General features: G+C 72.5%; 18 protein-coding genes. 10 read left to right on the forward strand and 8 right to left on the reverse strand.

Translation table 11 applies throughout. The features are described from left to right. Positions 1 to 14: 14 nt before the first annotated feature. Genes KZI27_RS04670 through KZI27_RS04680 form a run of 3 tightly spaced genes read right to left on the reverse strand, consistent with a single transcriptional unit; the run spans position 15 to position 2218 of the window. Positions 15 to 596 (reverse strand): PadR family transcriptional regulator, encoded by a 582-nt coding sequence (locus KZI27_RS04670; protein ID WP_111085559.1) that lies wholly within the window; start codon positions 594 to 596, stop codon positions 15 to 17. Beyond that, positions 593 to 1522: a DUF4097 family beta strand repeat-containing protein gene (locus KZI27_RS04675; protein WP_222659520.1), complete on the reverse strand. Its 930-nt coding sequence runs from the start codon at positions 1520 to 1522 to the stop codon at positions 593 to 595. Before KZI27_RS04675 ends, KZI27_RS04670 begins: the two co-directional genes overlap by 4 nt. Positions 1523 to 1567: 45 nt before the next feature. Continuing rightward, the gene (locus tag KZI27_RS04680; protein ID WP_222659521.1) at positions 1568 to 2218 is read right to left on the reverse strand and encodes a YczE/YyaS/YitT family protein; all 651 of its coding nucleotides are present in this window, start codon (positions 2216 to 2218) and stop codon (positions 1568 to 1570) included. 61 nt (positions 2219 to 2279) lie between these two features. Here KZI27_RS04680 and KZI27_RS04685 point away from each other — a divergent pair, with 61 nt between their 5' ends. The 3 genes from KZI27_RS04685 to KZI27_RS04695 all read left to right on the forward strand — a co-directional run bounded on the left by KZI27_RS04685 (position 2280) and on the right by KZI27_RS04695 (position 7910). Beyond that, positions 2280 to 3731: a PLP-dependent aminotransferase family protein gene (locus KZI27_RS04685; protein WP_222659522.1), complete on the forward strand. Its 1452-nt coding sequence runs from the start codon at positions 2280 to 2282 to the stop codon at positions 3729 to 3731. Positions 3732 to 3823: 92 nt separating this feature from the next. Further along, the gene (locus KZI27_RS04690) at positions 3824 to 4507 is read left to right on the forward strand and encodes a DUF6518 family protein (protein ID WP_222659523.1); all 684 of its coding nucleotides are present in this window, start codon (positions 3824 to 3826) and stop codon (positions 4505 to 4507) included. A gap of 52 nt (positions 4508 to 4559) precedes the next feature. Beyond that, entirely contained in the window at positions 4560 to 7910 is a 3351-nt protein-coding gene (locus KZI27_RS04695; protein ID WP_261784093.1) for an efflux RND transporter permease subunit, read from the forward strand. 12 nt (positions 7911 to 7922) lie between these two features. On the opposite strand, the gene KZI27_RS04700 is transcribed toward KZI27_RS04695, so the two are convergent. Both KZI27_RS04700 and KZI27_RS04705 read right to left on the reverse strand, forming a co-directional pair. Next, on the reverse strand, positions 7923 to 8261 hold the full coding sequence (locus tag KZI27_RS04700; RefSeq protein ID WP_222659524.1) for a hypothetical protein: 339 nt from the start codon (positions 8259 to 8261) through the stop codon (positions 7923 to 7925). 86 nt (positions 8262 to 8347) lie between these two features. Further along, positions 8348 to 9358: an alpha/beta hydrolase gene (locus KZI27_RS04705; RefSeq protein ID WP_222659525.1), complete on the reverse strand. Its 1011-nt coding sequence runs from the start codon at positions 9356 to 9358 to the stop codon at positions 8348 to 8350. Positions 9359 to 9482: 124 nt separating this feature from the next. Here KZI27_RS04705 and KZI27_RS04710 point away from each other — a divergent pair, with 124 nt between their 5' ends. Further along, positions 9483 to 10337, forward strand: a complete 855-nt coding sequence (locus tag KZI27_RS04710) for a polyphosphate kinase 2 family protein (RefSeq protein ID WP_261784094.1) — start codon at positions 9483 to 9485, stop codon at positions 10335 to 10337. A 32-nt stretch (positions 10338 to 10369) separates the two neighbouring features. Here the strand turns inward: KZI27_RS04710 and KZI27_RS04715 are convergent, their stop codons facing one another. After that, positions 10370 to 11524, reverse strand: a complete 1155-nt coding sequence (locus tag KZI27_RS04715; RefSeq protein WP_222659526.1) for a hypothetical protein — start codon at positions 11522 to 11524, stop codon at positions 10370 to 10372. Positions 11525 to 11599: 75 nt separating this feature from the next. On the opposite strand from KZI27_RS04715, the gene KZI27_RS04720 reads away from it, so the two are divergent. Together KZI27_RS04720 and KZI27_RS04725 are read left to right on the forward strand one after the other, a co-directional pair. After that, a complete protein-coding gene (locus tag KZI27_RS04720) occupies positions 11600 to 12343 on the forward strand; it encodes a polyprenol monophosphomannose synthase (RefSeq protein WP_222659527.1) in 744 nt (247 codons plus the stop codon). Positions 12344 to 12637: 294 nt separating this feature from the next. Further along, on the forward strand, positions 12638 to 14677 hold the full coding sequence (locus KZI27_RS04725) for a DEAD/DEAH box helicase (RefSeq protein WP_222659528.1): 2040 nt from the start codon (positions 12638 to 12640) through the stop codon (positions 14675 to 14677). A gap of 136 nt (positions 14678 to 14813) precedes the next feature. Here KZI27_RS04725 and KZI27_RS04730 read toward each other — a convergent pair whose 3' ends face one another. Together KZI27_RS04730 and KZI27_RS04735 are read right to left on the reverse strand one after the other, a co-directional pair. Continuing rightward, entirely contained in the window at positions 14814 to 15323 is a 510-nt protein-coding gene (locus tag KZI27_RS04730) for a mycothiol transferase (protein WP_222659529.1), read from the reverse strand. 36 nt (positions 15324 to 15359) lie between these two features. Further along, entirely contained in the window at positions 15360 to 15914 is a 555-nt protein-coding gene (locus tag KZI27_RS04735) for a MarR family winged helix-turn-helix transcriptional regulator (RefSeq protein ID WP_222659530.1), read from the reverse strand. 202 nt (positions 15915 to 16116) lie between these two features. On the opposite strand from KZI27_RS04735, the gene KZI27_RS04740 reads away from it, so the two are divergent. The 4 genes from KZI27_RS04740 (at position 16117) to KZI27_RS04755 (ending at position 22228) form a co-directional block, all read left to right on the forward strand. After that, entirely contained in the window at positions 16117 to 16722 is a 606-nt protein-coding gene (locus KZI27_RS04740) for a hypothetical protein (RefSeq protein WP_222659531.1), read from the forward strand. 92 nt (positions 16723 to 16814) lie between these two features. Continuing rightward, positions 16815 to 18011: a signal peptidase I gene (locus KZI27_RS04745; protein WP_222659532.1), complete on the forward strand. Its 1197-nt coding sequence runs from the start codon at positions 16815 to 16817 to the stop codon at positions 18009 to 18011. 78 nt (positions 18012 to 18089) lie between these two features. Then, positions 18090 to 19253, forward strand: coding sequence for an exonuclease SbcCD subunit D (locus KZI27_RS04750; protein WP_222659533.1), 1164 nt, complete (start codon positions 18090 to 18092; stop codon positions 19251 to 19253). Then, positions 19253 to 22228: an AAA family ATPase gene (locus KZI27_RS04755; protein ID WP_222659534.1), complete on the forward strand. Its 2976-nt coding sequence runs from the start codon at positions 19253 to 19255 to the stop codon at positions 22226 to 22228. The genes KZI27_RS04750 and KZI27_RS04755 overlap by 1 nt, the downstream gene beginning before the upstream one ends. The last annotated feature ends 21 nt before the right edge of the window (positions 22229 to 22249 follow it).

Below are 22249 nucleotides of genomic sequence, written 5' to 3' on the forward strand. Positions count from 1 at the left end.
TCGGCCGCGGGCCGTCAGAGCGACTTGCGCAGGGCCTCCAGGCCGTCACGCAGACGCGTCACGGTGTCCGCACGGAGCGTGCCGCGGGTCGCGCGCCGACGCAGGTCCGCGCGGACCTGCTGCCGGAACGACGACAGTGCCATCTCGAGCTCGCGCAGGGCGCGGGCGCTCTCGGAGGGGACCGAGACGGGGTCCTCGTGGGAGCCGGTACCGGGGCTCTCCGCCGAGGCGGCGAGGTCGGCACGGAGCGAGCGCATCGCCTCACCGACCGAGGCGCGGACGCCGTCGGCCAGGGACTTCACCGAGTCGGCGACCCCGGACTCGACCGCGGCGATCTCGTCGGCACGCGCCGCGAGTTCGGTGCGACCGGCCTCGGTGATCGCGTAGACGGTCTTGCGGCCGTCGGCGGTCTTCGAGACGAGGCCCTCTTCCTCGAGCTTCGCGAGGCGCGGGTACACGGTGCCGGCGCTCGGTACGTAGGTGCCGCCGAACCGGTCGCCGAGGGCCTGGATGAGCTCGTAGCCGTGCATCGGGTGGTCCGCCAGCAGCACGAGCAGGTACAGGCGGAGGTGGCCGTGGGCGAAGACGGGACTCATGCGGGCACCTCGCCGTCGTTGGTCGGTGTGGTGTCGGCGGCGGGAGCAGTACCGGAAACCCCGCCGGGCACCTCGCCGTCGTTGGTCGGGACCGTCGGGGGTGCCGGGGGCGCGGTCGGCTCGGCGGCGACCGGCGGGGCGTGCAGCACCGCGATGTCGCCGGACACCGAGTTCACCCGCAGGTCCAGCCACTGGCCGGACAGCTCGCCGCCCTGCTTGACGTACGAGCCGCGCACGCCGCGGATCTCGGAGTCGTCGAACTGCAGCTTGCCCGTGGCCGTGCTGACGGTGCACTGGTAGGCGACGCCGTCCTCGAGTCGGACGCTCACGCCGCCGGAGACCGTGTTGACGCGCGCCGACTCCGGCACGCCGTGCAGGTCGAGCACGACGTCGGCCGAGACACCGTCCGCCTGGAACCGGGGGATCTCACCCGTGGCCACGACGTCACCCGAGACGGTGTGGACCGTCAGGGCGCCGTCGAGCTCGCGGATGGTCGTCGCGCCCGAGACGGCGTTGACCGTCACGTCGCCGGCGACACCGTCGACGACGAGGTCGCCGGACACCGTGTTGAGCATCGCGCCGCGGTTCGTGCCGGACAGCAGGGCGCCCGCCGAGACGACGCCCAGGGTGACCGAGGCGTCGCGGGGGACCAGGATGCTGACGTCCGCGAGCGCCTTGCCGCGGAACGACTTGAGGAACCCGATGGGGTCGTCCCACCGGATCTGCGGGTGGTCGACGGTGAGCGTGTCGCCGTCGACCTCGATCTTCAGCTGCTTGCCGGACACGCTGTGGACCTCGACCCGTGCGGTGGGTTCGTCGTGTGCGACGACGTCCACTTGACCACCGACGAGTCCGACACGGAGTGTGCGGACGATGCCGGTGTCGATGACCTTGGGCTCGTCGACGAGCCACTTCTCCTGCGCCATGGTGCTTCCTCCAACTCGCGATGTATCGCGTCTGTGGAGGTCACGTTATATCGCGACTCGCGACTCCGCAAGGGGTTCGCGGACGACCCTGCGCTCAGGGCTCCACGGGAACCGCCGGAAGAACGGCATGAGCGGCTGCACCATCGGGCCGATCGCGAAGGCGGCGATGACGGTGCCGGCCCCGACGTTCCCGCCGAGGATCCACCCGACGATGACGACCGACACCTCCACCAGGGTGCGCGCGAGCCAGAGCGGCCAGCCGAGGCGCTCGTGCAGCCCGACCATCAGGCCGTCACGGGCCCCGGTGCCGAACCCCGCGCCGATGTAGAACGCCGTCGCGATCGCGAGCAGCACCAGGCCCCCGGCGAACAGGGCGATCCGGGCGAACAGGCCGGACGGCTCCGGCACGAGCCAGAGCACCAGGTCGGCGCTCGGCCCGATCGCCAGCGCGTTCAACAGGGTGCCGATGCCCGGCTTCTGGCGCAGCGGGATCCAGAACAGCAGGATCACGCCGCTCGACACGACGGTGATGACGCCGAACGACCACGGCACCACGTTCTCGAGGCCCTGCGTCAGCACGGTCCACGACGACACCCCGACGACCGCTCGGACCTGCAGTGCGGTGGAGGCGCCGTAGAGGAACAGGCCGACGACGAGCTGGACGAAGCGGAACGTGAGGGCGGTGTTGCGGGGCATGGGTTCATCGTCCGCTCCGATTGGACTGCTGGTCGAGAGCCAATCGCGCTACCGTGGACTCATGACCCCCGTGCTGTTGAGTGCCCGTGCCGCTGCCCTGCTGCTCACCGACTGGCGTGACGGCACCGATGCACCGGCCTACGAGGCACTGTCCGACGCCATCCGTGTCCTCGTCATCGACGGCCGGGTCGCGCAGGGCGTGCGGCTCCCGGCGGAGCGCGGGCTCGCCGCCGCCCTCGGTGTCTCCCGCACCACCGTGGCGAACGCGTACGCACGACTGCGGTCCGACGGGTTCGTCGTGTCGGTCCGCGGCTCCGGCAGCGTGGTCCACCTGCCGGCGTCGCTGATCGGCCGTCCGGACCCGGAACGGCTCGGCGGCGTGGTCGACGACGAGCTGCTCGACCTGCGCAAGGCCGCGATGCACTCGGCCCCCGGGGTCGCCGAAGCGGTCGAGCGGGCGGTGCGGCATGTGCCGGCGGCGCTCGCCGGCATCGGCTACGACACCGTCGGCGACCCCGGGCTCAGAGCCGCGATCGCCGACCGGTACACCGAGCGCGGGTTGCCGACCGACCCGTCCCAGGTGATCGTGACGATCGGCGCGCAGCACGCCATCGCCCTGCTCGCCCGGGTGCTCGTCCGCCGCGGTGACGCCGTGCTCGTCGAGTCGCCGACGTACCCGCACGCGCACGAGGCGTTCCGCGAGGCCGGCGGCCGGCTCGTCGGCGTCCCCGTCGACGCGCGGACCGGGTGGGACGCCGCCGCGCTCGAGACGACGCTGCGGCGCACCGAACCGGCCGTCGCCTACGTCATGCCCGAGCTGCACAACCCGACCGGCGCGACCATGTCCGCGTCGACCCGTGCGCTGCTGCTGTCGGTCGCGGCGTCGGTCGGCACGACGGTGATCGCCGACGAGACGATGGGCGAGCTCCGCATCGAGGGAGCGCCGTCGCTGCCGCTGGCAGCAGCCGACCCGTCCGGAGCATCGGTCGTGATGATCGGGTCGGCCGACAAGGTCTTCTGGGGCGGCCTGCGGATCGGCTGGATCCGCGCCGCACCGGCGCTCCTGCAGCGGCTGCTCGCCGCCCGCCCGACGGGCGACCTCGGCACGCCCGTGCTCGACCAGCTGGTCGCGCGCGAGCTGGTCCCACGCACGGCGGTCGTCCTGGAGGCGCGGCGCAAGTCCCTCAGACAGGGTCGCGACGAGGTCGTGGGCGCGCTCAGGGCGCGGCTGCCGGAGTGGGACGTCCCGTCGCCGGCGGGCGGGTTGACGACGTGGGTGGGCCTCGGGCGGCCGGTGTCGAGTGCGCTCGTGCTGGCCGCGCGGTCCGAGGGCGTGGTGCTGGCCTCGGGCGGGGTGTTCGGGCCGGACGGCGGGTTCGAGCGGTTCCTGCGGGTGCCGTTCACGATGGCGCCGGCGGACCGGGGTCGTCTGGTGGACGTGCTCGAACGGGCGTGGGCACGGATCGGTGGGGAGTCCGCCGAGGTGCGGGGCTCGCTCGCCGCGGTGGTGTGACGCCAACACGTCATCCTCTGGGGTGAAGATGCACCCGCCATGTCGCTCCCCGGGGTGATGTGGCCCGGGGCGGCTGCCGCGATGCTGATGCCATGAACGCGACCCTGTCCGCCGGTCCTCCGGCCGCTGCTGCGTCCCCGACGTCATCCTCGTCGGCACCCTGCCCCGCGGTGCCCGCCGCGGTGCGCGTCACGATGGCGCTGAGCGGTGCGCTGCTCGCCGGCGTGCTCACCTCGTTCGGGCAGGCCGTGCCGGCGCTGTCGTCCGTCGCGAACTCTGCCGGCCCCTGGTTCCTGGTCGCCGTGGCGCTCTGCATCGGCGCCGGGGTCCGAGCCGGCCGGTTCGCCCTGCCGCTCGCGATGGCCCTCGGTGTCGTGCTCCTCGAACTCATGCACGTCGGGTACTGGGCCACGACGAACCTGCGCGGGTACCCCGACTTCCTGTCGCTGACGAACCCGTGGGTCTTGCTCGGCATCCCGGCCGGGTTGCTCGCCGGAGCGGTCGCGGTGTTCGTCCGGTCCCGTGACGCCCGCTGGCGTGCCGGCGCGTTCGGGGTCACCGCTGCGATCCTGATCGGCGAGGGGGTCCGCGCACTGCTGCAGGTGGTGGCCACCACCGGCCCGGTCACGTGGGTGGTCGAGATCGTCGTCGGTGTCCTGCTCCTGGCCGTCGGCGTGGGCACCGCACGCTCGTCCGTCGGCCGTGTGGTCGGACTGGGTACGGGAGTCGTCGGCACCGTCGGCGTGCTCGGGGCGTACCTGCTGCTGGGCGGCTGATCCGACGGCCTGATGCGGGCGCGCACGGGCTGCGGCTGCGAGGATCGATGACGTGCACCTCCTCTCGGTCTTCAGCCTCCGCAACCGGGCCCTCATCGCGCTCGTCACCGTCGTCGTCGCGATCTTCGGCGGCATCGCGCTGTCGAACCTCAAGCAGGAGCTGATCCCGAGCGTCGAGTTCCCCCAGGTCGCGATCGTCAGCGCCTACCCCGGTGCCACGCCCGAGGTCGTGTCGAACGACGTCTCGACGAAGATCGAGCAGGCGATCCAGGTCGTACCGGACCTCGAGTCCACCAGCGCGACCTCGTCCACCGGACAGAGCGTGGTGTCGGCGTCGTTCCAGTACGGATCGAACCTGGCCAGCGCCGAGGACAAGATCCAGACCGCGGTGAACGCGCTGTCGCTGCCCGACTCGGTGCAGACGCAGATCGTCACCGGGTCCTTCGACGACCTGCCGGTGCTGCAGGTCGCGGTCTCGGCGTCCGGCAACCAGGAGCAGCTCGTCGACCGGCTGCAGGCCTCGGCGATCCCCGACCTCGAGAAGCTCGACGGCGTGCGGCAGGCGGACGTCTTCGGCAACCCGGGCCGTCGCGTCGTCATCACGCCCGACCAGGACGAGCTCGCCGCCCGTGGCCTCACCCAGACGGCGATCTCGGACGCGCTCGACGACAACGGCACCCTGATCCCCGGCGGCACGATCACCGAGGACGGCTCGACGCTGTCGGTGCAGACGGGCGAGCGGATCGCCTCGCTCGAGGACATCCGAGCACTGCCGCTGACGAGCTCGTCGAGCTCGTCGAGTTCGTCGGGTTCGGACGGGTCCGTGTCGGGCGCCGCTGGCGGCGACGGGACCGCATCGTCCGGTGACGGCACGGCTGCGGGTGCCACCGGCACGGGTGCGACCGCCGCTGCTCCCACCGGCGACGCTGCGACGGACACGTCCACGACCGCCGCCACGCCGACCGACACCACGCTGGGTGACGTCGCGAAGGTCGCCATCACCGAGTCGCCGCGCACCTCCATCAGCCGCGTGGACGGGCAGCAGGCGCTGACGATCTCGATCACGAAGACGCAGGAGGCGAACACCGTCGACGTCTCGAACACCGTGCGCGACGCCCTGCCCGGCATCGAGGACAAGATCGAGGGCGACCCCAGCTTCACCGTCGTCTTCGACCAGGCCCCCTACATCCAGCAGTCCATCGACTCCCTGGCCGAGGAGGGCCTGCTCGGGCTCGCCTTCGCGGTGATCGTCATCCTGGTGTTCCTGCTGTCGTGGCGCTCCACGCTCGTCACCGCGATCTCCATCCCGACGTCGGTGCTGCTCGCCGCGATCGGCATGCGCGCCGCCGGGTACACGCTCAACATCATCACGCTGGCGGCCCTCACGATCGCGATCGGCCGCGTGGTCGACGACTCCATCGTCGTCATCGAGAACATCAAGCGGCACATGCAGCCGGGCGTCGACCGCGGCCAGGCCGTGCGGGACGCCGTGCGCGAGGTCGCCGGTGCGGTGACCGCCTCGACCCTGACCACCGTCGCCGTGTTCCTGCCGGTGGCCTTCGTCGCCGAACTCGTGGGGGAGTTGTTCCGGCCGTTCGCCGTGACGGTCACCCTGGCGCTCGTCGCGTCGCTGTTCGTCTCGCTCACGATCGTCCCGGTGCTGGCGTACTGGTGGCTGCGCCCGCCGAAGGCGAAGCCGGGCGACGCGACGACGGCAGCGGAAGCGCGCACGGACGCGGAAGCGGCACCGTCGGCGGTCGATGCCGAGCGCGAGCACGAGGGCGTCCGCTCGGAGGGTGTGCTCGCCTCGGCGGCGGATCTGCACGACGCCGGCCGGGTGGACCGTCTGCGCCGCGTCTACCTGCCGGTGCTCCGGTGGGTCGTCCGGAAGCCGGTCGTCGTCATCCTGCTCGCCGTGATCGTGCTCGGCGGAACGGCCGCCACGCTGCCGTTCGTCACCACGAACTACCTCGGCGACTCGGGGCAGAACACGTTCACGGTCACGCAGGACCTGAAGGCCGGTTCGAGCCTCGCCGTCCAGTCCGATTCCGCACGCAAGGTCGAGCGGGCACTGCAGGACGTCGACGGCGTCGAGACCGTGCAGACCACCATCGGCACGAGCGGCCAGTCGATCCAGGCGGCGTTCGGCGGGGGTGGCAGCGCCTCGGTGCAGTACGCCGTGACGACCGACGCCGAGGCCGACCAGCCGACGATCCAGGCCGACGCCCGGAAGTCGATCGGGGCGATCAAGGACGTCGGCGAGGTCACCATCGCGTCCTCCGGCGGCGGGTTCGGTGGCAGCAGCGACATCGAGGTCGACGTCACCGCGCCGACCCAGTCGCAGCTCGAGACGGCATCGCGCCAGGTGCTGAAGACCATGCAGTCGGTCCCGGACACGACGGGCGCCACGAGCAACCTGTCCGCCGCGGAACCGTTCCTCGCCGTCCGGGTCGACCGGCAGAAGGCCGCGTCGCTGGGCCTCACCGAGACCCAGGTGGGTGGCCTCGTCGCCGCCGCCGTCTCACCGCGGGACACCGGCAGCATCGAGATCGACGACGCGACGCTCGACGTCTACATCGCCGACCCCGAGCCGCCGACGACCATCGCCGCACTCCGTGCCCTCGACGTCCCGACGAGCACCGGCACCGTCCCGCTGTCCGACGTCGCCACGGTCGAGGAGTCGGAGGGCCCGACCACCGTCACCACGACGAACGCGGCCCGCACCGCCACGATCACCGTGACGCCCGACGCCACCAACCTCGGTGCCGCCGTGCAGTCCGTCACGACCGCCGTCGACGAGCTCGACCTGCCGAAGGGTGCGACCGCCTCCATCGGTGGCGTCGCCGCCAGCCAGTCGTCGGCGTTCTCGCAGCTCGGGCTCGCGGTGCTGGTCGCCGTGCTGATCGTCTACGTGATCATGGTCGCGACGTTCCGGAGCCTGCTCCAGCCGCTGCTGCTGCTCGTGTCGGTGCCGTTCGCGGCGACGGGCGCGATCCTGCTGCAGATCGCGTCCGGCGTCCCGATCGGCGTCGCGTCGCTGATCGGTCTGCTCATGCTCGTCGGCATCGTCGTGACGAACGCGATCGTGCTCATCGACCTCGTCAACCAGTACCGACGGCGCGGGTTGCGGGTGCGCGAGGCGTTGATCGAGGGCGCCACGCGACGCCTCCGTCCGATCCTGATGACGGCGATGGCGACGATCTTCGCGCTGCTGCCGATGGCGATCGGCCTGACCGGCAAGTCCGGGTTCATCTCGCAGCCGCTGGCACTGGTCGTGATCGGCGGCCTGGTGTCCTCGACACTGCTGACGCTCGTGGTGCTGCCGGCGCTGTACTTCGTGGTCGAGCGGGCCCGGGAGCGGCGGGCCGACCGGCGTGCGGCTGCGGCGGCCGCGGCGGACTAGCGGCGATCCGGGCTAGCGGCGGTACTCGGCGTCGACGGCCGCGATGGCGGCGGTCGTGAGCGGCACCGGGACCGTGGCCGGCACGACGGGCGCAGCGGCCCGGTGGTCGGCACGCTCCTCGCGCTCGACGGCCCGGAACCACGACACGAGCACGCAGGTGAGCGTGACCAGGAAGACGACCCCGGCACCCTGCGCGAACACGGCCATCTGCCCGGTCGCGGCCGCGTACCCACCGAAGGCCATGGTGGCGGCGAACGACAGCCCGAGCAGCAACTCCGCAGCGGTCTGCAGCGCGGAACGGTCCCAACGGGTCGCAGCGGCGCGGGCAGGGCGGGTCGAGGTGTCGGTCACCCCCGAAGTCTGCGGCGTGGCGCCGATCGGCAGTAGTCCCGACTCCGGGTGCCACCCACCCGGGGCACGCGGCGGTCGCGGTCGCGTCAGCCGAGCTGGGTCCGCAGGAACGTCGCGACGCGTCGGCTCATCGCCTCGTCGAGCTGGGCGATCGAGTGGGCCGTGCCCTCGACCTGCACGAACGTCACCGGCACGTCGTGCGACCGGAGCGTGGCCGCGAACTCCTGCGACTCCCACAGCGGGATGAACTCGTCCGTCGAGTGCCCGATGAAGAACGGTGCCGTGTCCGAGGTCACGTGGTACTCCGGCGACGCACGGGTGGCCGCCGGACACTTCGCGTAGGTCCGGCAGCCGAGGTAGAGCAACTGCTTCCGCTGGAAGGACGCCGACACGCCGTCGGCCCGGGTCGAGCGTGACGTCAGGTTCGTGGGGCCGCTCAGGTCGACGACCGCACGGATCCGGTCGCCCTCGGCGTACGCGGCGGACTCGTGGTCGGTCACCGCGAGCATCGCCGCGAGGTTGCCGCCCGCGCTCCCGCCGAACACCCCGACCCGCTGGGAGTCGACGTCGTAGGTCTCGAGCGTCGCGGGACGGAACACGTAGTCGAGCGCGCGGCGGACGTCGTCGAGGCCGGCCGGGAACGGATCGGTGGGGGCGAGCCGGTAGTCCACGTTGAACGTCACGAAGCCCTCGGACGCCAGGTACTTGCACACCGACCGGTAGGCGGCCGTGGCCTTGTCGCCGTGCGACCAGCTGCCGCCGTGGATCATCAGCACGGCCGGCCGACCGGTGGCGGCCGCAGCTGCTGCCGGATCGGCCGTCGCGGTGGCGGACGGCGTCGCCGTCGGGGTCGCGGTCGTCTCCGGGGCGCTGTCGGCCGGCAGGCAGACGTCGAGTCGCTGCAACGGGGCCGTGCCGTACGGCACGTCGGCGACCACGTCGATGCCGTGGTACTCCAGCGACAGCGGGTAGATGACGCTGTCCGCGGTGACCGTCGCGTTCTCGTCGCCGACGGGGTCCGTGCTGCAGGACGCGACCGCGCCGAGCGCCACGACCGCGGCGACGAGCGCGAGCACTGTGCGGCGGCCGGACTTCATCGGTTCCACGGTAGCCGCACCCGGAGCCGCCCACGTCACCCCAGCGGAGGAACCCAGCGGAGGACCCATGCCAGTGCCAGGATGAGAGCAGGGGGCATCCGCCGCCCGGACCGCAGGAGGACCCGTGAGCCGTCGCAAGGCCTGGAACGCCGATCCCGAACCGCTGCTCCGCGTCGAACCGGGCTTCCGCCTGGACCAGGTCGACCCGGACGCGACGCCGGGCTTCCCCGGCCGCAAGATCGACGGGCTCGAAGCGCTCGCCGCGGGGGCCTCCCGTCTCGCCGCCCTGCAGGAGCGGCTGTACGCGGCGTCGACCGCCGGCGACCAGCGCCGGGTGCTGCTCGTGCTGCAGGCGATGGACACCGCTGGCAAGGGCGGCATCGTCTCGCACGTCGTCGGTGCGGTCGACCCCAACGGCGTGCGCTACGCGGGCTTCAAGGCCCCGACGGCCGAGGAGCGCGAGCACGACTTCCTCTGGCGCATCGAGCGGCAGCTCCCGAGCGCCGGGCAGCTCGGCGTGTTCGACCGCTCGCACTACGAGGACGTCCTCATCCAGCGCATCCGGGCCTTCGCGGCGCCGGACGAGATCGAGCGACGCTACGGCGCGATCACCGACTTCGAGGACCGTCTCACCGCCGAGGGCACCACGATCGTCAAGGTGATGCTGCACATCTCGAAGGACGAACAGCGCGAACGCCTCGGCGAGCGACTGGACCGCCCCGACAAGCACTGGAAGTTCAACCCGGCCGACATCGACGAGCGCCTGCTGTGGGACCGCTACCAGGACGCCTACCAGATCGTGTTCGACCGGACCTCGACCCCGCAGGCGCCCTGGTACGTCGTGCCGGCGAACCGCAAGTGGTACGCCCGCTTGGCGGTGCAGCAGCTCCTGCTGCGTGCGCTCGAGGACATGCAGCTCTCGTGGCCGAAGGCGGACTTCGACGTAGCCGAGCAACGACAGCGGCTCGCCGAGTCCTGACGCCGGCGACGCGACCCCCGGACGTCGCCCGATCAGGGGTTGTGCGTCAGGAACAGCACCCAGATCGCCACGGGCTGCGCGATCACGCAGCACGCGAGGACGATCCACCGGCGACCAGGGGTGCGGTGGAGCGCGGGGATCCCGAGCAGGGGTGATGCCGGCAGGAGCAACCGGAACGTGCTCTGCTGCGGCAGGAACGTCGCGAACAGGTACAGCAGGTAGGACACCGATCCGAGCAGCGGGACCGACCCGATCTGACGGGTCGACCGCGACGACGACCACCATCCGACGACCACGACGGCGACGAGCACTCCGACGACACCGATGGGGCCTGCGAACCGCGCGGCCTGCAGGAACCACGGGGTCAGCGGCGCGAAGTGGTCCACGCTGAGGTGGAGCCGCCACCATGCGAGCTCCGTCTGCAGGTACGCGTCCGGGACACCGGTGGCGACGGCTGCGACGACAGGCCAGGCCAGTCCGGCGGTGGCCGTGACGAGCCCGGTGACGACGATCGCGACGCGCTCCCGCACGGTCACCGGGTCGCGTTCCACGAGGCGGATGACACCGTGCACCGCGAGGGCGAGCGGGATCGCGAGCGCGCCCGGTCGGGTGAAGGCGAGGACCGTGACGATCGGCAGGATCGTCCAGTACCGCCGTCGTTGCATCGCGATCAGCGCGGCGAACCCGAGCAGCAGGCCGAGTGATTCGGCGTAGGCGATCTGCAGGACGAACGCGAGCGGCCCGAACGCGAAGAACACGGCCGACCACAGTGCTGTGCTCCGGCCGACGTGGGGGCGGAGCAGGACCATGAGGGCGACCGTGGCAGCCCCGCCGAACGTGGTCGCGAGCAGCACCGCGACGACCGCCGGGTCTGCGCCGGTCAGGCTCACCGCGGCGACGATCGCGGGGAACACGGGCAGGAACGCCCACGCGTTCTGCTGCACCGTGCCCGCGCTGTCGGTCGGCAAGGTGCTCGGGTACCCCTGGCGGGCGATCTCCAGGAAGTACTGGCCGTCCCACGCGGCGGAGCGCTCGAAGAAGCCCTTCCAACCGGATGGGTCGCCGAACCCGACAGGATCGGTGGACGCGAAACCGACTAGGAACGTGACGGTCGTCACCACTCGGGCGATCCCGTACAGGCCGAGGAGGACGAGCCAGTCGGGAAGTGGGCGAGTTGCCGTTCGCATGCGAGCCTCCGGAGTGTCATGCAGTATCCATCATGTTACTGTGCATGCTCGACCATCACCTCGACAGGGAAATCCATGACGCATCGCAGTGACCGTGAGGGAACCCTCGTCGTCATCCCCACCTACAACGAGCGCGACAACCTCGAGTCGGTCATCGCCCGCGTCCACGCGGCCCGTCCTGAGGTGCAGGTGCTGGTCGTCGACGACGGCAGTCCGGACGGCACCGGCGCCATCGCGGATCGGCTCGCCCGAGGAGACGATCGCGTGCACGTGCTGCACCGCACCGAGAAGGCGGGACTCGGTGCCGCGTACCTCGCCGGGTTCGCCTGGGGGCTCTGCCGCGGTCACGCCGTGCTGGTCGAGATGGACGCCGACGGCTCGCACCGCCCCGAGGAACTCGGCAGACTCCTCGATCGCTGCGCTTCGGGCGCCGACCTCGTGATCGGCTCTCGCTGGGTGCCCGGCGGCTCCGTCGTGAACTGGCCGTGGTACCGCATCGCGCTCTCCCGAGGCGGTTCGCTCTACAGTCGCATCATGCTCGGTGTCCGGGTCCGCGACCTCACCGGTGGGTACCGTGCCGTCCGAGCCGACCTGATCCGCACGCTCGTCGCCGAGGACATCGCGTCGACCGGGTACTGCTTCCAGGTCGACGTGGCCCGACGTGCTCTTCGTGCCGGCGCTGTCGTCGCGGAGGTCCCCGTCACCTTCGTCGAACGCGAGCGGGGAGCGTCGAAGATGAGCAGCGCGATCGTCGTCGAGGCGCTGGTCCGCGTGACCGGGTGGGGACTGCAACGGGCGTTCCGGCGCGGTTCGCGGTGAGGCGCTCGGCGCACAGCGGGTTCGCGCACCACAGACCGGTCAGGAGGCACGGATCGCCTGCTCCGGCCTGCGTCCGTCCGCATCGGGGCTGGTATCAGAGCGCGGGGTCGCGTAGACTCGCTCGGTCGGCCTTCGACGCCGTGACATCGTGATCACGGACTTCTTGTTGGGTGTGTGTTGCTCGAGGGCTGGAATCACGTCGAATCGCGACGGGATGAACCCCCTCTCCGCAAGCAGCCCCCGCCGATGTCGCTGTCGGGCGCTGCGGTTCGTTGCGCACCCGAGAAAGCAGACATGGCCCCGTACAACAAGGGCGCGGACAACCGCGCCTCCGACCGTCCCCGCCACCCGAACGGCACCCCCGCCGCACGCAGCAGCAAGCACCGCGGGTTCCGCGCTGCCGAGCCGACCGCGCCGCGTCAGAAGCAGCGCTGGGACGCCGAGGAGCGTCGCGGCCGTTCGGCGCAGGGTGAGCGCCCCGCCCGCCCGAACTGGGAGCCCCGCGACAGCGGTGGCCAGCGCCGCCCCGAGCGCGACGACCGTGGTGGTCGTGGCTTCAACCGTGACGACCGTGCCCCGCGTCGTTTTGACCGCGATGACCGCGCGCCTCGCCGCTTCGACCGCGACGACCGTGCGCCGCGTCGAGACAACGATGACCGCCCGCGTCGCAGCTTCGACCGCGATGACCGCGCTCCCCGCACCTTCAACCGCGACGACCGCGCTCCCCGTCGCTTCGACCGCGATGACCGTGCGCCCCGTCGTTTCGACCGCGATGACCGTGCGCCCCGTCGTGACAACGACGACCGACCGCGTCGTTTCGATCGCGATGACCGTGCGCCGCGCAGCTTCAACCGCGATGACCGTGCGCCCCGTCGCGACCAGGACGACCGTCCCCGTCGCTTCGACCGCGACGACCGAGCGCCCCGTCGTGACAACGACGACCGCCCGCGTCGTGGCTTCGACCGCGACGACCGCGCTCCGCGCAAGTTCGACCGCGATGACCGCGCTCCGCGCAAGTTCGACCGCGATGACCGCAGCGACCGTGCCCCGCGCCGCTCGTTCGACGAGCCCGAGCGCGGCAAGTTCGTCCCCGCCGACGACGTCAAGCTCGCCAAGCTCCAGGCCGAGTCCACCGTGGCGTCCGACGTCGAGGGCGTGACCTTCGGCGACCTCGGCATCGGCGGCAACATCTCCCGCGCCCTGCAGGAGCTCGGCGCCAGCAGCCCGTTCCCGATCCAGGCGGCGACGATCCCCGACGTGATCGCCGGCAAGGACGTCCTCGGTCGTGGCCGCACGGGCTCCGGCAAGACCATCGCGTTCGGCGCCCCGCTCGTCGAGAAGCTCATGGAGCACGGCGGCGGCACGAAGCGCAAGATGGGCCGCGCCCCGCGTGCGCTCATCCTCGCGCCGACCCGCGAGCTCGCCCTGCAGATCGACCGCACGGTGCAGCCGATCGCCCGCTCGGTCGGGCTTTTCACCACGCAGATCTACGGCGGTGTCCCGTACGGCCGTCAGGAGGGCGCGCTCGAGCGCGGCGTCGACATCATCGTCGGCACCCCCGGTCGTGTGCAGGACCTCATGAACAAGGGGAAGCTCGACCTCAGCGAGGTCGTCATCTCCGTGCTCGACGAGGCCGACCACATGTGCGACCTCGGGTTCCTCGAGCCGGTGCAGGAGATCCTCTCCGCCACGGCCGAGGTCACCCCGCAGGGCAACCGTGCGCAGAAGCTGCTGTTCAGCGCGACGCTCGACACCCAGGTCGCGGCGCTCGTCGAGCAGTTCCTGCACGAGCCGAGCGTGCACGAGGTCGCGGGTGAGGACCAGGCGTCCTCGACCATCGACCACCGCGTCCTCGTGGTCGAGCAGCGCGAGAAGGACCGTGTCCTCGAGGAGCTCGTCGCCGGCGACGGCAAGACGATCGTCTTCGCTCGGACCCGCGCCTACGCCGAGCGTCTCGCCGACCAGTTCGAGGACGCCGGCATCCGTGCCACGTCGCTCCACGGCGACCTGAACCAGTCGCGCCGCACCCGCAACCTGCAGCTCCTGACGAGTGGCCGGGTGAACGTCCTCGTCGCCACCGACGTCGCCGCCCGTGGCATCCACGTCGACGACGTGTCGCTCGTCGTGCAGGCGGACGCCCCGGACGACTACAAGGCGTACATGCACCGCTCCGGCCGCACGGGTCGTGCGGGCAAGGAGGGCACCGTCGTGACGATCGTCCCGCGTGGCCGCATCCGCAAGATCGAGGGCATCCTCGAGCGTGCCGAGATCGAGGCGGACCTCGTGCAGGCCGCACCCGGTGACGGCATCGTCAGCGAGCTCGCCGCGCGGTAGACGCGACCCCAGGACGGACGGGAGGCCCGTGGCATGCGTGCCACGGGCCTCCCGTCCGTCACATGGTGAGCAGCATGGTCGGGTCCCGAAGTCGGACCCGACCATTTCTGCTCACGAAGCGCCCGCGTGACCGCGCTCAGCGGTTGAAGAACAGCAACCCGCGCACGAAGCCGGCCTGACCGGCGTGCTGCGTGCAGTCGTCGAGGATGCTCACGAGCCGGGCGCCGGCGGTGACGGGCGGGTCCCACGCGTCGTCGACCACGGGGTCGAGGTCGTCCGGACCGAGCGTGCCGAGGTACGCGACGGTGCGGTCGTGGACCGCGCGCAGGTACCCGGTGAGCAGCGCAGCAGAGGCGCGCACGCGACCGACGTCGTCGCGGGACATGCCGTAGCCCAGGGCCTCGGCCGGGAACGGCAGGCCGAACCGCTCGTACCAGCCGTCCGCGGTCCACACCTGCGCGGTGCCCGCCAGGTCGGCGATCTGGACGTCCTGCCCGCGGGCGGTGTGCCACGCGAGCCACGCCAGGGTGTTCGCCCCGGCGGCGGGACGCGCTGCGAGCTGGTCCTCGGACAGGCCGTCGACGGCGCGTTCGACGGTCTCGGGCACGCGGGAGAACGCTTCGATCAGGACTTCGGACGGTGTCATGCGCACCACGCTACGCGCGCGCCACGACACACGGGGTCACGCAGATCGTCCGGCGGAACGGGCCGCGGTCTCCGCACGTGAGTGGCGGTCCAGGGCGTCGCCGAGCCCGGTGAACGCTGCGGCGAGCCGGACCCGGTCGGCGGGGGCGACGACCTCGCGGAAGGCGTCCGAGTAGACGGCGCCGATCTGTCGGGCGACCTCGGCGCCCGAGGCGGTGAGGTGCAGCAGCACACTGCGACGGTCCTGCGGGTTCGGGCGGCGTTCGAGGTGCCCGCGCTGCTCGAGGCGGTCGACGAGCGAGGTCATGGCACCGGTGGTGAGCTCGAGGTACTCGCCGGCCTGCTTCGGGGTGACCCCGTCGCCGTCGGCCGCTGCGAGGAAGAACACGAACCGGGTGTCCGTGGCGTTCAGCCCGCGCACGACGCTCTCGTGGTGCAGGACACGGGCGTGCTGCGTCTGGAGCATGCGGAAGGCGGTGAGGAGCTGCGCCAGGTCGGTGTCCGCGTCCACGATGTCGGGCAGCGAGACGGTCGGGGACACGGGCGCGGGCGGCAGGGCGTCGGGCAGGACGGGCTGGGTGGTGTCCGTCATGGGCAGCTCTTCTCGGCAGGAGGTGGATGACTCAGTCAACAAGTATCTCACTCGTCAAGACACCCCCAGCACGGGGGTAGTGCCTTCCCTTGTGAGTTGCTCGGCGGAAAAGTAGCTTGATCGTCGTAGCAACCACCCCGGCTCCGACGCGACCAACCACCGCGACCACGGCGCCACCGTTTCCGGATCAGGAGCTCTCGCAATGTCTCGTGTCACCCCTCGCGCCGCCCGTCTCGCGGCCTGGATCGCCATCCCCGCCGCCCTCGTCGCCTCGGGTGTCGTCGTCTCGACCGCGTCCTACTCGGCGTTCTCGGCGACCACCGTCAACCCGACGAGCAACTGGACCGCCGGCAGCGTCGCCCTCTCCGACGACGACAACAACACCGCGCTCTTCACCGCGACCGCCCTGAAGCCCGGTTCGACCGGTGCGAACTGCATCACGGTCACCTCGACGGGCTCGCTGCCCTCGACCGTCAAGCTGTACGGCACCGCCGCCAGCACGACGAAGGACCTCGCCGCGAACATCAGCCTGACCGTCGAGCAGGGCACCGGCGGCGGCTTCGGCTCCTGCACGGGCTTCACGCCGCTCGCCACCGGCGGCACGATCACGGCTGCGAACACCACGCTGGCGTCCTTCGGGTCAGCGGCGACCAACTTCGCCACCGGCGTCGGCTCGTGGGCCCCGACCGGCACCGCGTCCGAATCGCGCGTCTACCGCTTCTCCTACAAGGTCTCGGACACCGCCCCGAACACGGCCCAGGGCGGCACCGCGGCGCTCGGCTTCACCTGGGAAGCCCAGAACAGCTGACCCGGGGAGCACTCCCCACCCGGTGACCGGGGCTGCGCCCGAGCCAGCCCCGGCCGCCACCCCCGAGAACGCGCCCCCGGTCGAAGGCAGTCATGAGCAGCATCGCAGTGCACGGTGGTCCCGCACCGCACGCCGTGCTCCGTGACGTCGTCGACTGGGGGCGCGTCGTCGTCGGCACGGTCGCACGCGGTGTGGTCGCCACCCTCCTCGGCCTGGCCCTCTGGGCGGCCGCGCCCGCCGTGATCGGTTGGCAGCCCACCACGGTGATGACCGGGTCCATGGAGCCGCGCCTCACCCCCGGTGACGTCGTCGTGTCACGGCCGGTCGCGTCCGGCGAGGTCCAGGCCGGCAAGATCCTGCTCGCCGACGACCCCGACCAGTCCGGTCACCTGCGCATGCACCGGTACGTCGAGGACGGCCCGGGCGGCACCCTCGTCACGAAGGGCGACGCGAACCCGCAGCCGGACTCGACGCCGCTCGAGCGCTCGGCCGTGCACGGGGTCGCGTTCCTGCGCATCCCGTTCGTCGGGGCGCCGGTCCTGTGGCTCCGACAGGGGGAGTGGACGAAGGTCGTCGTGCTCGCGCTCGGCCTGACGGCGCTGCTCGCGCTCTGCACGGTCGACGGGTCGTTCCGCCGCCTCACGGCGGTCGACGACGAGCGCGACGACGACGGCGGCGGCTCGGACGGGGGCGACGACGCCCACGGGTCGAGCGTCGGCCCGTCGGACGGTGCCGGTGCCGGCCGGGAGGCGCGGGACGACGCCGCCACGCGCCTGGCGTCCGGCACGGCGACCGTCGTCACCCGTCGCTCGCTGCGGGTGCACGAGCGTCGCGTCCAGCGGCTGCGCCGCTTCGGCGGCGCCGCGGCGGTCCTCGTCATCGCGGGCAGCGTCGGGGTGCTCGTACCGGCGCAGGCGGTGGCCGTGCCGTGGTCGCGGACGACGGTGAACCCGGGTTCGACCTTCACGGCGGGCACGGCGACCGGTGTGCCCACGCTGACCTGCACCGCGGCGTCGTCGAACACCGTGACGATCGCCTGGACGTACACGGACCCGACGGTGCCGTACTCCTTCGACCTGGTGAACGGGACGGCCCAGCTCGCCACCGCCACGACCGCCGGGCAACGTTCGCTCGTCTACGGCGGTGCCGGCCTGCTCGACCTCGGCACGACGTACACGCTGAACCTCCGCACGAACCTCGGCAACGGGTGGACCGCCACCAGCACGCCGACCGTCAAGGTCAAGGTCGTGTCGGTCCTCGGTCTGGCCTCGGCGAGCTGCGTGCCCTGAGTCCTCCCCAGGCGGCGGTTCTCCCCAGGCGGCGCGCGGCCGTCCGGCGATGTCCCCGGCCGGCGTTACCGTGTCCGCATGCGCATCCTGCACACCGGCGACTGGCACCTCGGCCGCACGCTGCTCGGTGCCGACCTCCTCGAGCACCAGGCGGCGTTCCTCGACTGGCTCGTCGACCTCGTGCAGGACCGCTCCGTCGACCTCGTCGTGATCGCCGGAGACGTGTACGACCGGGCGATCCCGCCGATCGACGCCGTCCGCATGCTGTCCCGGGTGCTCGAACGCCTGGCGCAGACGGCGACCGTGGTGCTCACGCCGGGCAACCACGACTCCGCCGCACGCCTGGGGTTCGGCGCCGGTGTGATGGACCGCCGGGTGCGCATCCTCGCCGAACCCGCCCGGATCGCCGACCCGGTGCTCGTCGACGACGCCGACGGCCCGGTGGCGGTCTACGGCATCCCCTACCTGCACCCGGACCTGACCCGGTACGCACTGGCCGACGTGCCGGACGAACCCCTCGCACGGTCGCACCACGCGGTCGTGCGCGCCGCCACCGAACGCATCCGTTCCGACCTCTCACTGCGGGGGAGCACCCGCAGCGTCGTCGTCGCGCACGCCTTCGTCGGCGGGGCCGACCCGAGCGACAGCGAGCAGGACATCCGCGTCGGCGGTGTCGACCGGGTGGCCGAATCGGTCTTCGACGGGTTCGACTACGTCGCCCTCGGGCACCTGCACGGTCCGCAGCGCGTCGGCGACGGCGGCCGGATCCGGTACGCCGGCTCACCGCTGGCGTTCTCGTTCGGCGAGCGGCACCAGCAGAAGTCGGTGACCCTCGTCGAACTCGACGCCGGCGGCGCCGTCAGCACCGAGCTCGTGCCGGCCCCGGTGCCGCGACGCCTGGTCGACGTCCGCGGCAGCATCGACGACGTCGAGTCCGGCGTCTTCCGCGCCGACGCCGATGCGTGGGTCCGGGTGGCCGTGACCGACACGGTGCACCCCGAGCGCATGTACGCCCGGGTCAAGGACCACTTCCCGCACGCGTTGGCGATCACGCACGAGCCCGCCGACCGTGGCCCGGCGACAGCCGCCCGCGCGGTCACGGCGACGTCCGACCCGGTCGAGGTCGCAGCCGACTTCGTGGCCTTCGCCACCGGTGCCGCGCCCGACGACGACGAGCACGCCGTCCTGACCGAGGCGTACGAGGCCGCGGTGCTGGCGCTGCAGCGCGAGGGGGACCGCTGATGTACCTGCACCGACTCGAACTCCGTGCCATCGGGCCCTACCCCGACCTGGTGTCCATCGACTTCGCAGCGCTCGCGGCCTCCGGGGTGTTCCTGCTCGAAGGGCCGACCGGTTCCGGCAAGTCGACGATCATCGACGCCGTCGTGTTCGCCCTGTACGGCGGGCTCGCCGGGTCCGACGCCAGCTCCGACCGCCTGCACAGCCAGCACGCCGACCCCGCCGTGGAGCCCTTCGTCGAGCTCGTCTTCGAGACCGGCGCCGGGACCTACCGGGTCCGCCGCACCCCGCAGTACGACCGACCGAAGCAGCGGGGGACCGGCACCGTCAAGCAGCAGGCGTCCGTGCAGCTCTTCCGCCTGGCGAGCCCGTCCGACGTCGCCGGTGAACCCATGTCGTCGCGCATCCCCGAGGTCGGCGTCGAGATCGGCCGCATCATCGGGCTGGACCGCGCGCAGTTCCTGCAGACCGTGGTGCTGCCCCAGGGCGAGTTCGCACGGTTCCTGCGTTCCCCTGGTGAAGACCGCCGCAAGCTCCTGCAGTCCCTGTTCGGCACGCAGGTCTACGACCGCACCGCCGACGAACTCGCCGCGCGGCGCCGCGCCGTGCAGGCCGAGGTCGACGGCGCCGACGACCGTGTCCGCGACGCCCTGAACCGCTTCGCCCAGGCCGCTGGCCTCGACGGCGCCGACGAGGTCAGCGTGCCGTCGACCGTCGCGTCGATCCGCGCGGCGGCCGACGCCGCTGTGGCCGTCCGTGCTGCGGCGGCCTCGGCGGCGACGGCGGCGGCCGAGCACGAACAGGTGGTCACGGCGCGTGCGACCGCCCTCGAACGACGTGCGGGGCTGCTCGCGCGGCAGACCGCGCTCGACGACGACGCCCCGGCCGTCGACGACGCCCGGGCGACCGTGGCCCTCGGCGAACGCGCCGCACGGGTCGCCGCCGTGGCCGACGGACTCGACGCCGCGGTCCTGCGGGCGGAGGAGACCACCGCGGCGGCCCGGGCGGTGCGCGATCGCCACGGGGTCGCCGAGGCCCCCGACGTCGTCGTGGGCCGGCGCGATGCCCTGGCCGACGACCTGTCCGCTGCGCGCCACCTCGTCGCGGTCGAGGACGGCGCCGCTGCTCGACGGTCCGCCATCGCCGAGGCCGTCGCGACCGCCGAGCAGCTCGCCGGGCAGCTGGTCGCGCTCGACGCCGCGCTCGACGCCCGACCGGCCGAACGGGCCCGCATCGTCGAGGCCGCACGCACCGCGGCCCGGACCGCGGCCGACGCGGACGCGGCAGCGCACGAGGTCACCCGCGTCCGATCCCTCCGGTCCGAGCTGGTGGCGCGCGACCACGCGGCGCAGCGCGTCACCGCGGCCGAGCGGACCGTCACCGCGGCACGACGATCGGCGACCGAGGCCCTCGCCGCCGAGCGTGCGCTCCGTGAACGCCGGATCGCCGGCCTCGCCGGAGAACTCGGCGCAGCGCTCACCACCGGGGACCCCTGTCCGGTCTGCGGGTCGACGGAACACCCGTCGGTGGCCACCCCGCAGGACGACCACCCGACCACCGAAGCCGTCGACGCCGCGGGCGACGCCACCCGGCGTGCGGACCAGCGCCTCGCCGAGGCCGCGTCGGACCTGGCGGTCGAACGCGCCGAGCACCAGCGGCTGGTCGACGTCGTCGGCACGGTCGACACCGCAGCGCTCGACGCGCTGACCGAGGCCGCCGACGCCCGGGTCCGGGCCGCGCACGCCGCCGCCGCCCTCGTCCTGCAGCACGAGCGGCAGCGGGCGGAGCACGACACCGAGACCGGTCGGCTCCAGCGGGAGCGGAACGACCTCGACGCGCGTCGCACCGTCCTGACCTCGACCGCGCAGGCCGACGCCGAGCGACTCGACACCGACCTCGGCACCGTGGCCGCGGCACGCGAACGGCTCGGCGCGCTCCTCGACGACCGCCCCACGACGCTCCGGGCGGCCGTCGAGCTGCTCGACGAGCGACTCGAGGCGTACCGCGCGGTCGTGCAGGCCGATGAACGGGTGGCCACTGCGACCCGTGCCCGCGACGACCGTCGTGCCGAGGTCGCCCGGGTCCTCGACGACCAGGGCTTCGCCGACGTCGCCGCAGCGCGGGCCGGACGGCTCGACCCCGGCGACACCGCACGGTTGCGGGCGCGGATCAGCGCGGCCGAGGCCGAGCGTGCCGTCGTGGTGGCCGGTCTCGCCGAGCCGTCCGTGGTGGCCGCGGCGGACGACTCTGCGGAACGGCTCGACCTCGACGGCGCCCGCGTCGCTCGTGAACGGACTGCCGCCGAACTCGAGCAGGCCACCGGGGCGGCTGCCTCCGCCGCCGACCGGGCCGACGCGGTCGACCGGTGCGCGACCGAGGTGACCCGTGCGATCCGCGCCCGTGACGAGACGTCGGCGCGCAGCCGCGCCGTGGTGCGGCTCGCCGACATCGCGAACGGCGTCACCGCGGCGAACCCGACCGGCATCACCCTGGGCACCTACGTGCTCATGCGTCGGTTCGAGGACGTCGTCGCCGCGGCCAACGACCGACTCCGGGGGATGCTCGCGGGCCGGTTCACGCTCGAGACCTCGGACGAACGCGAGTCGGGATCACGGGCACGCCGGACCGGACTGGCACTCGCCGTGCACGACCACACCACCGACACCGTGCGGGACCCCCGCAGCCTGTCCGGCGGTGAGACGTTCACGGTCTCGCTGTGCCTGGCGCTCGGCCTGGCCGACGTCGTGCAGGCCGAGGCCGGCGGGGTCTCACTCGGCACGCTCTTCGTCGACGAGGGGTTCGGCACGCTCGACCCGGAGACCCTCGACGACGTCATCGGGCAGTTGTCCCGGTTGACCGCGGGCGGACGCCAGGTCGGCATCGTCAGCCACGTCGAGGAACTCAAGCAGCGGATCCCGGAGCGGATCGCCGTGCGGCGCACCGCTGCCGGCGGCTCGCACGTGACGACGACCGTCTGACGCCGCCAGCCGTCACCGCCG

The sequence above is a fragment of the Curtobacterium sp. TC1 genome (assembly GCF_019844075.1).
Taxonomy (GTDB): Bacteria; Actinomycetota; Actinomycetes; order Actinomycetales; family Microbacteriaceae; genus Curtobacterium.

Excerpts from the sequence above, each read along its gene's own strand:
- KZI27_RS04670 (WP_111085559.1), bottom strand. The coding sequence starts at position 596 with ATGAGTCCCGTCTTCGCCCACGGCCACCTCCGCCTGTACCTGCTCGTG.
- KZI27_RS04675 (WP_222659520.1), bottom strand. The coding sequence starts at position 1,522 with ATGGCGCAGGAGAAGTGGCTCGTCGACGAGCCCAAGGTCATCGACACC.
- KZI27_RS04680 (WP_222659521.1), bottom strand. The coding sequence starts at position 2,218 with ATGCCCCGCAACACCGCCCTCACGTTCCGCTTCGTCCAGCTCGTCGTC.
- KZI27_RS04685 (WP_222659522.1), top strand. The coding sequence starts at position 2,280 with ATGACCCCCGTGCTGTTGAGTGCCCGTGCCGCTGCCCTGCTGCTCACC.
- KZI27_RS04690 (WP_222659523.1), top strand. The coding sequence starts at position 3,824 with ATGAACGCGACCCTGTCCGCCGGTCCTCCGGCCGCTGCTGCGTCCCCG.
- KZI27_RS04705 (WP_222659525.1), bottom strand. The coding sequence starts at position 9,358 with ATGAAGTCCGGCCGCCGCACAGTGCTCGCGCTCGTCGCCGCGGTCGTG.
- KZI27_RS04715 (WP_222659526.1), bottom strand. The coding sequence starts at position 11,524 with ATGCGAACGGCAACTCGCCCACTTCCCGACTGGCTCGTCCTCCTCGGC.
- KZI27_RS04720 (WP_222659527.1), top strand. The coding sequence starts at position 11,600 with ATGACGCATCGCAGTGACCGTGAGGGAACCCTCGTCGTCATCCCCACC.
- KZI27_RS04725 (WP_222659528.1), top strand. The coding sequence starts at position 12,638 with ATGGCCCCGTACAACAAGGGCGCGGACAACCGCGCCTCCGACCGTCCC.
- KZI27_RS04730 (WP_222659529.1), bottom strand. The coding sequence starts at position 15,323 with ATGACACCGTCCGAAGTCCTGATCGAAGCGTTCTCCCGCGTGCCCGAG.
- KZI27_RS04735 (WP_222659530.1), bottom strand. The coding sequence starts at position 15,914 with ATGACGGACACCACCCAGCCCGTCCTGCCCGACGCCCTGCCGCCCGCG.
- KZI27_RS04740 (WP_222659531.1), top strand. The coding sequence starts at position 16,117 with ATGTCTCGTGTCACCCCTCGCGCCGCCCGTCTCGCGGCCTGGATCGCC.
- KZI27_RS04745 (WP_222659532.1), top strand. The coding sequence starts at position 16,815 with ATGAGCAGCATCGCAGTGCACGGTGGTCCCGCACCGCACGCCGTGCTC.
- KZI27_RS04750 (WP_222659533.1), top strand. The coding sequence starts at position 18,090 with ATGCGCATCCTGCACACCGGCGACTGGCACCTCGGCCGCACGCTGCTC.
- KZI27_RS04755 (WP_222659534.1), top strand. The coding sequence starts at position 19,253 with ATGTACCTGCACCGACTCGAACTCCGTGCCATCGGGCCCTACCCCGAC.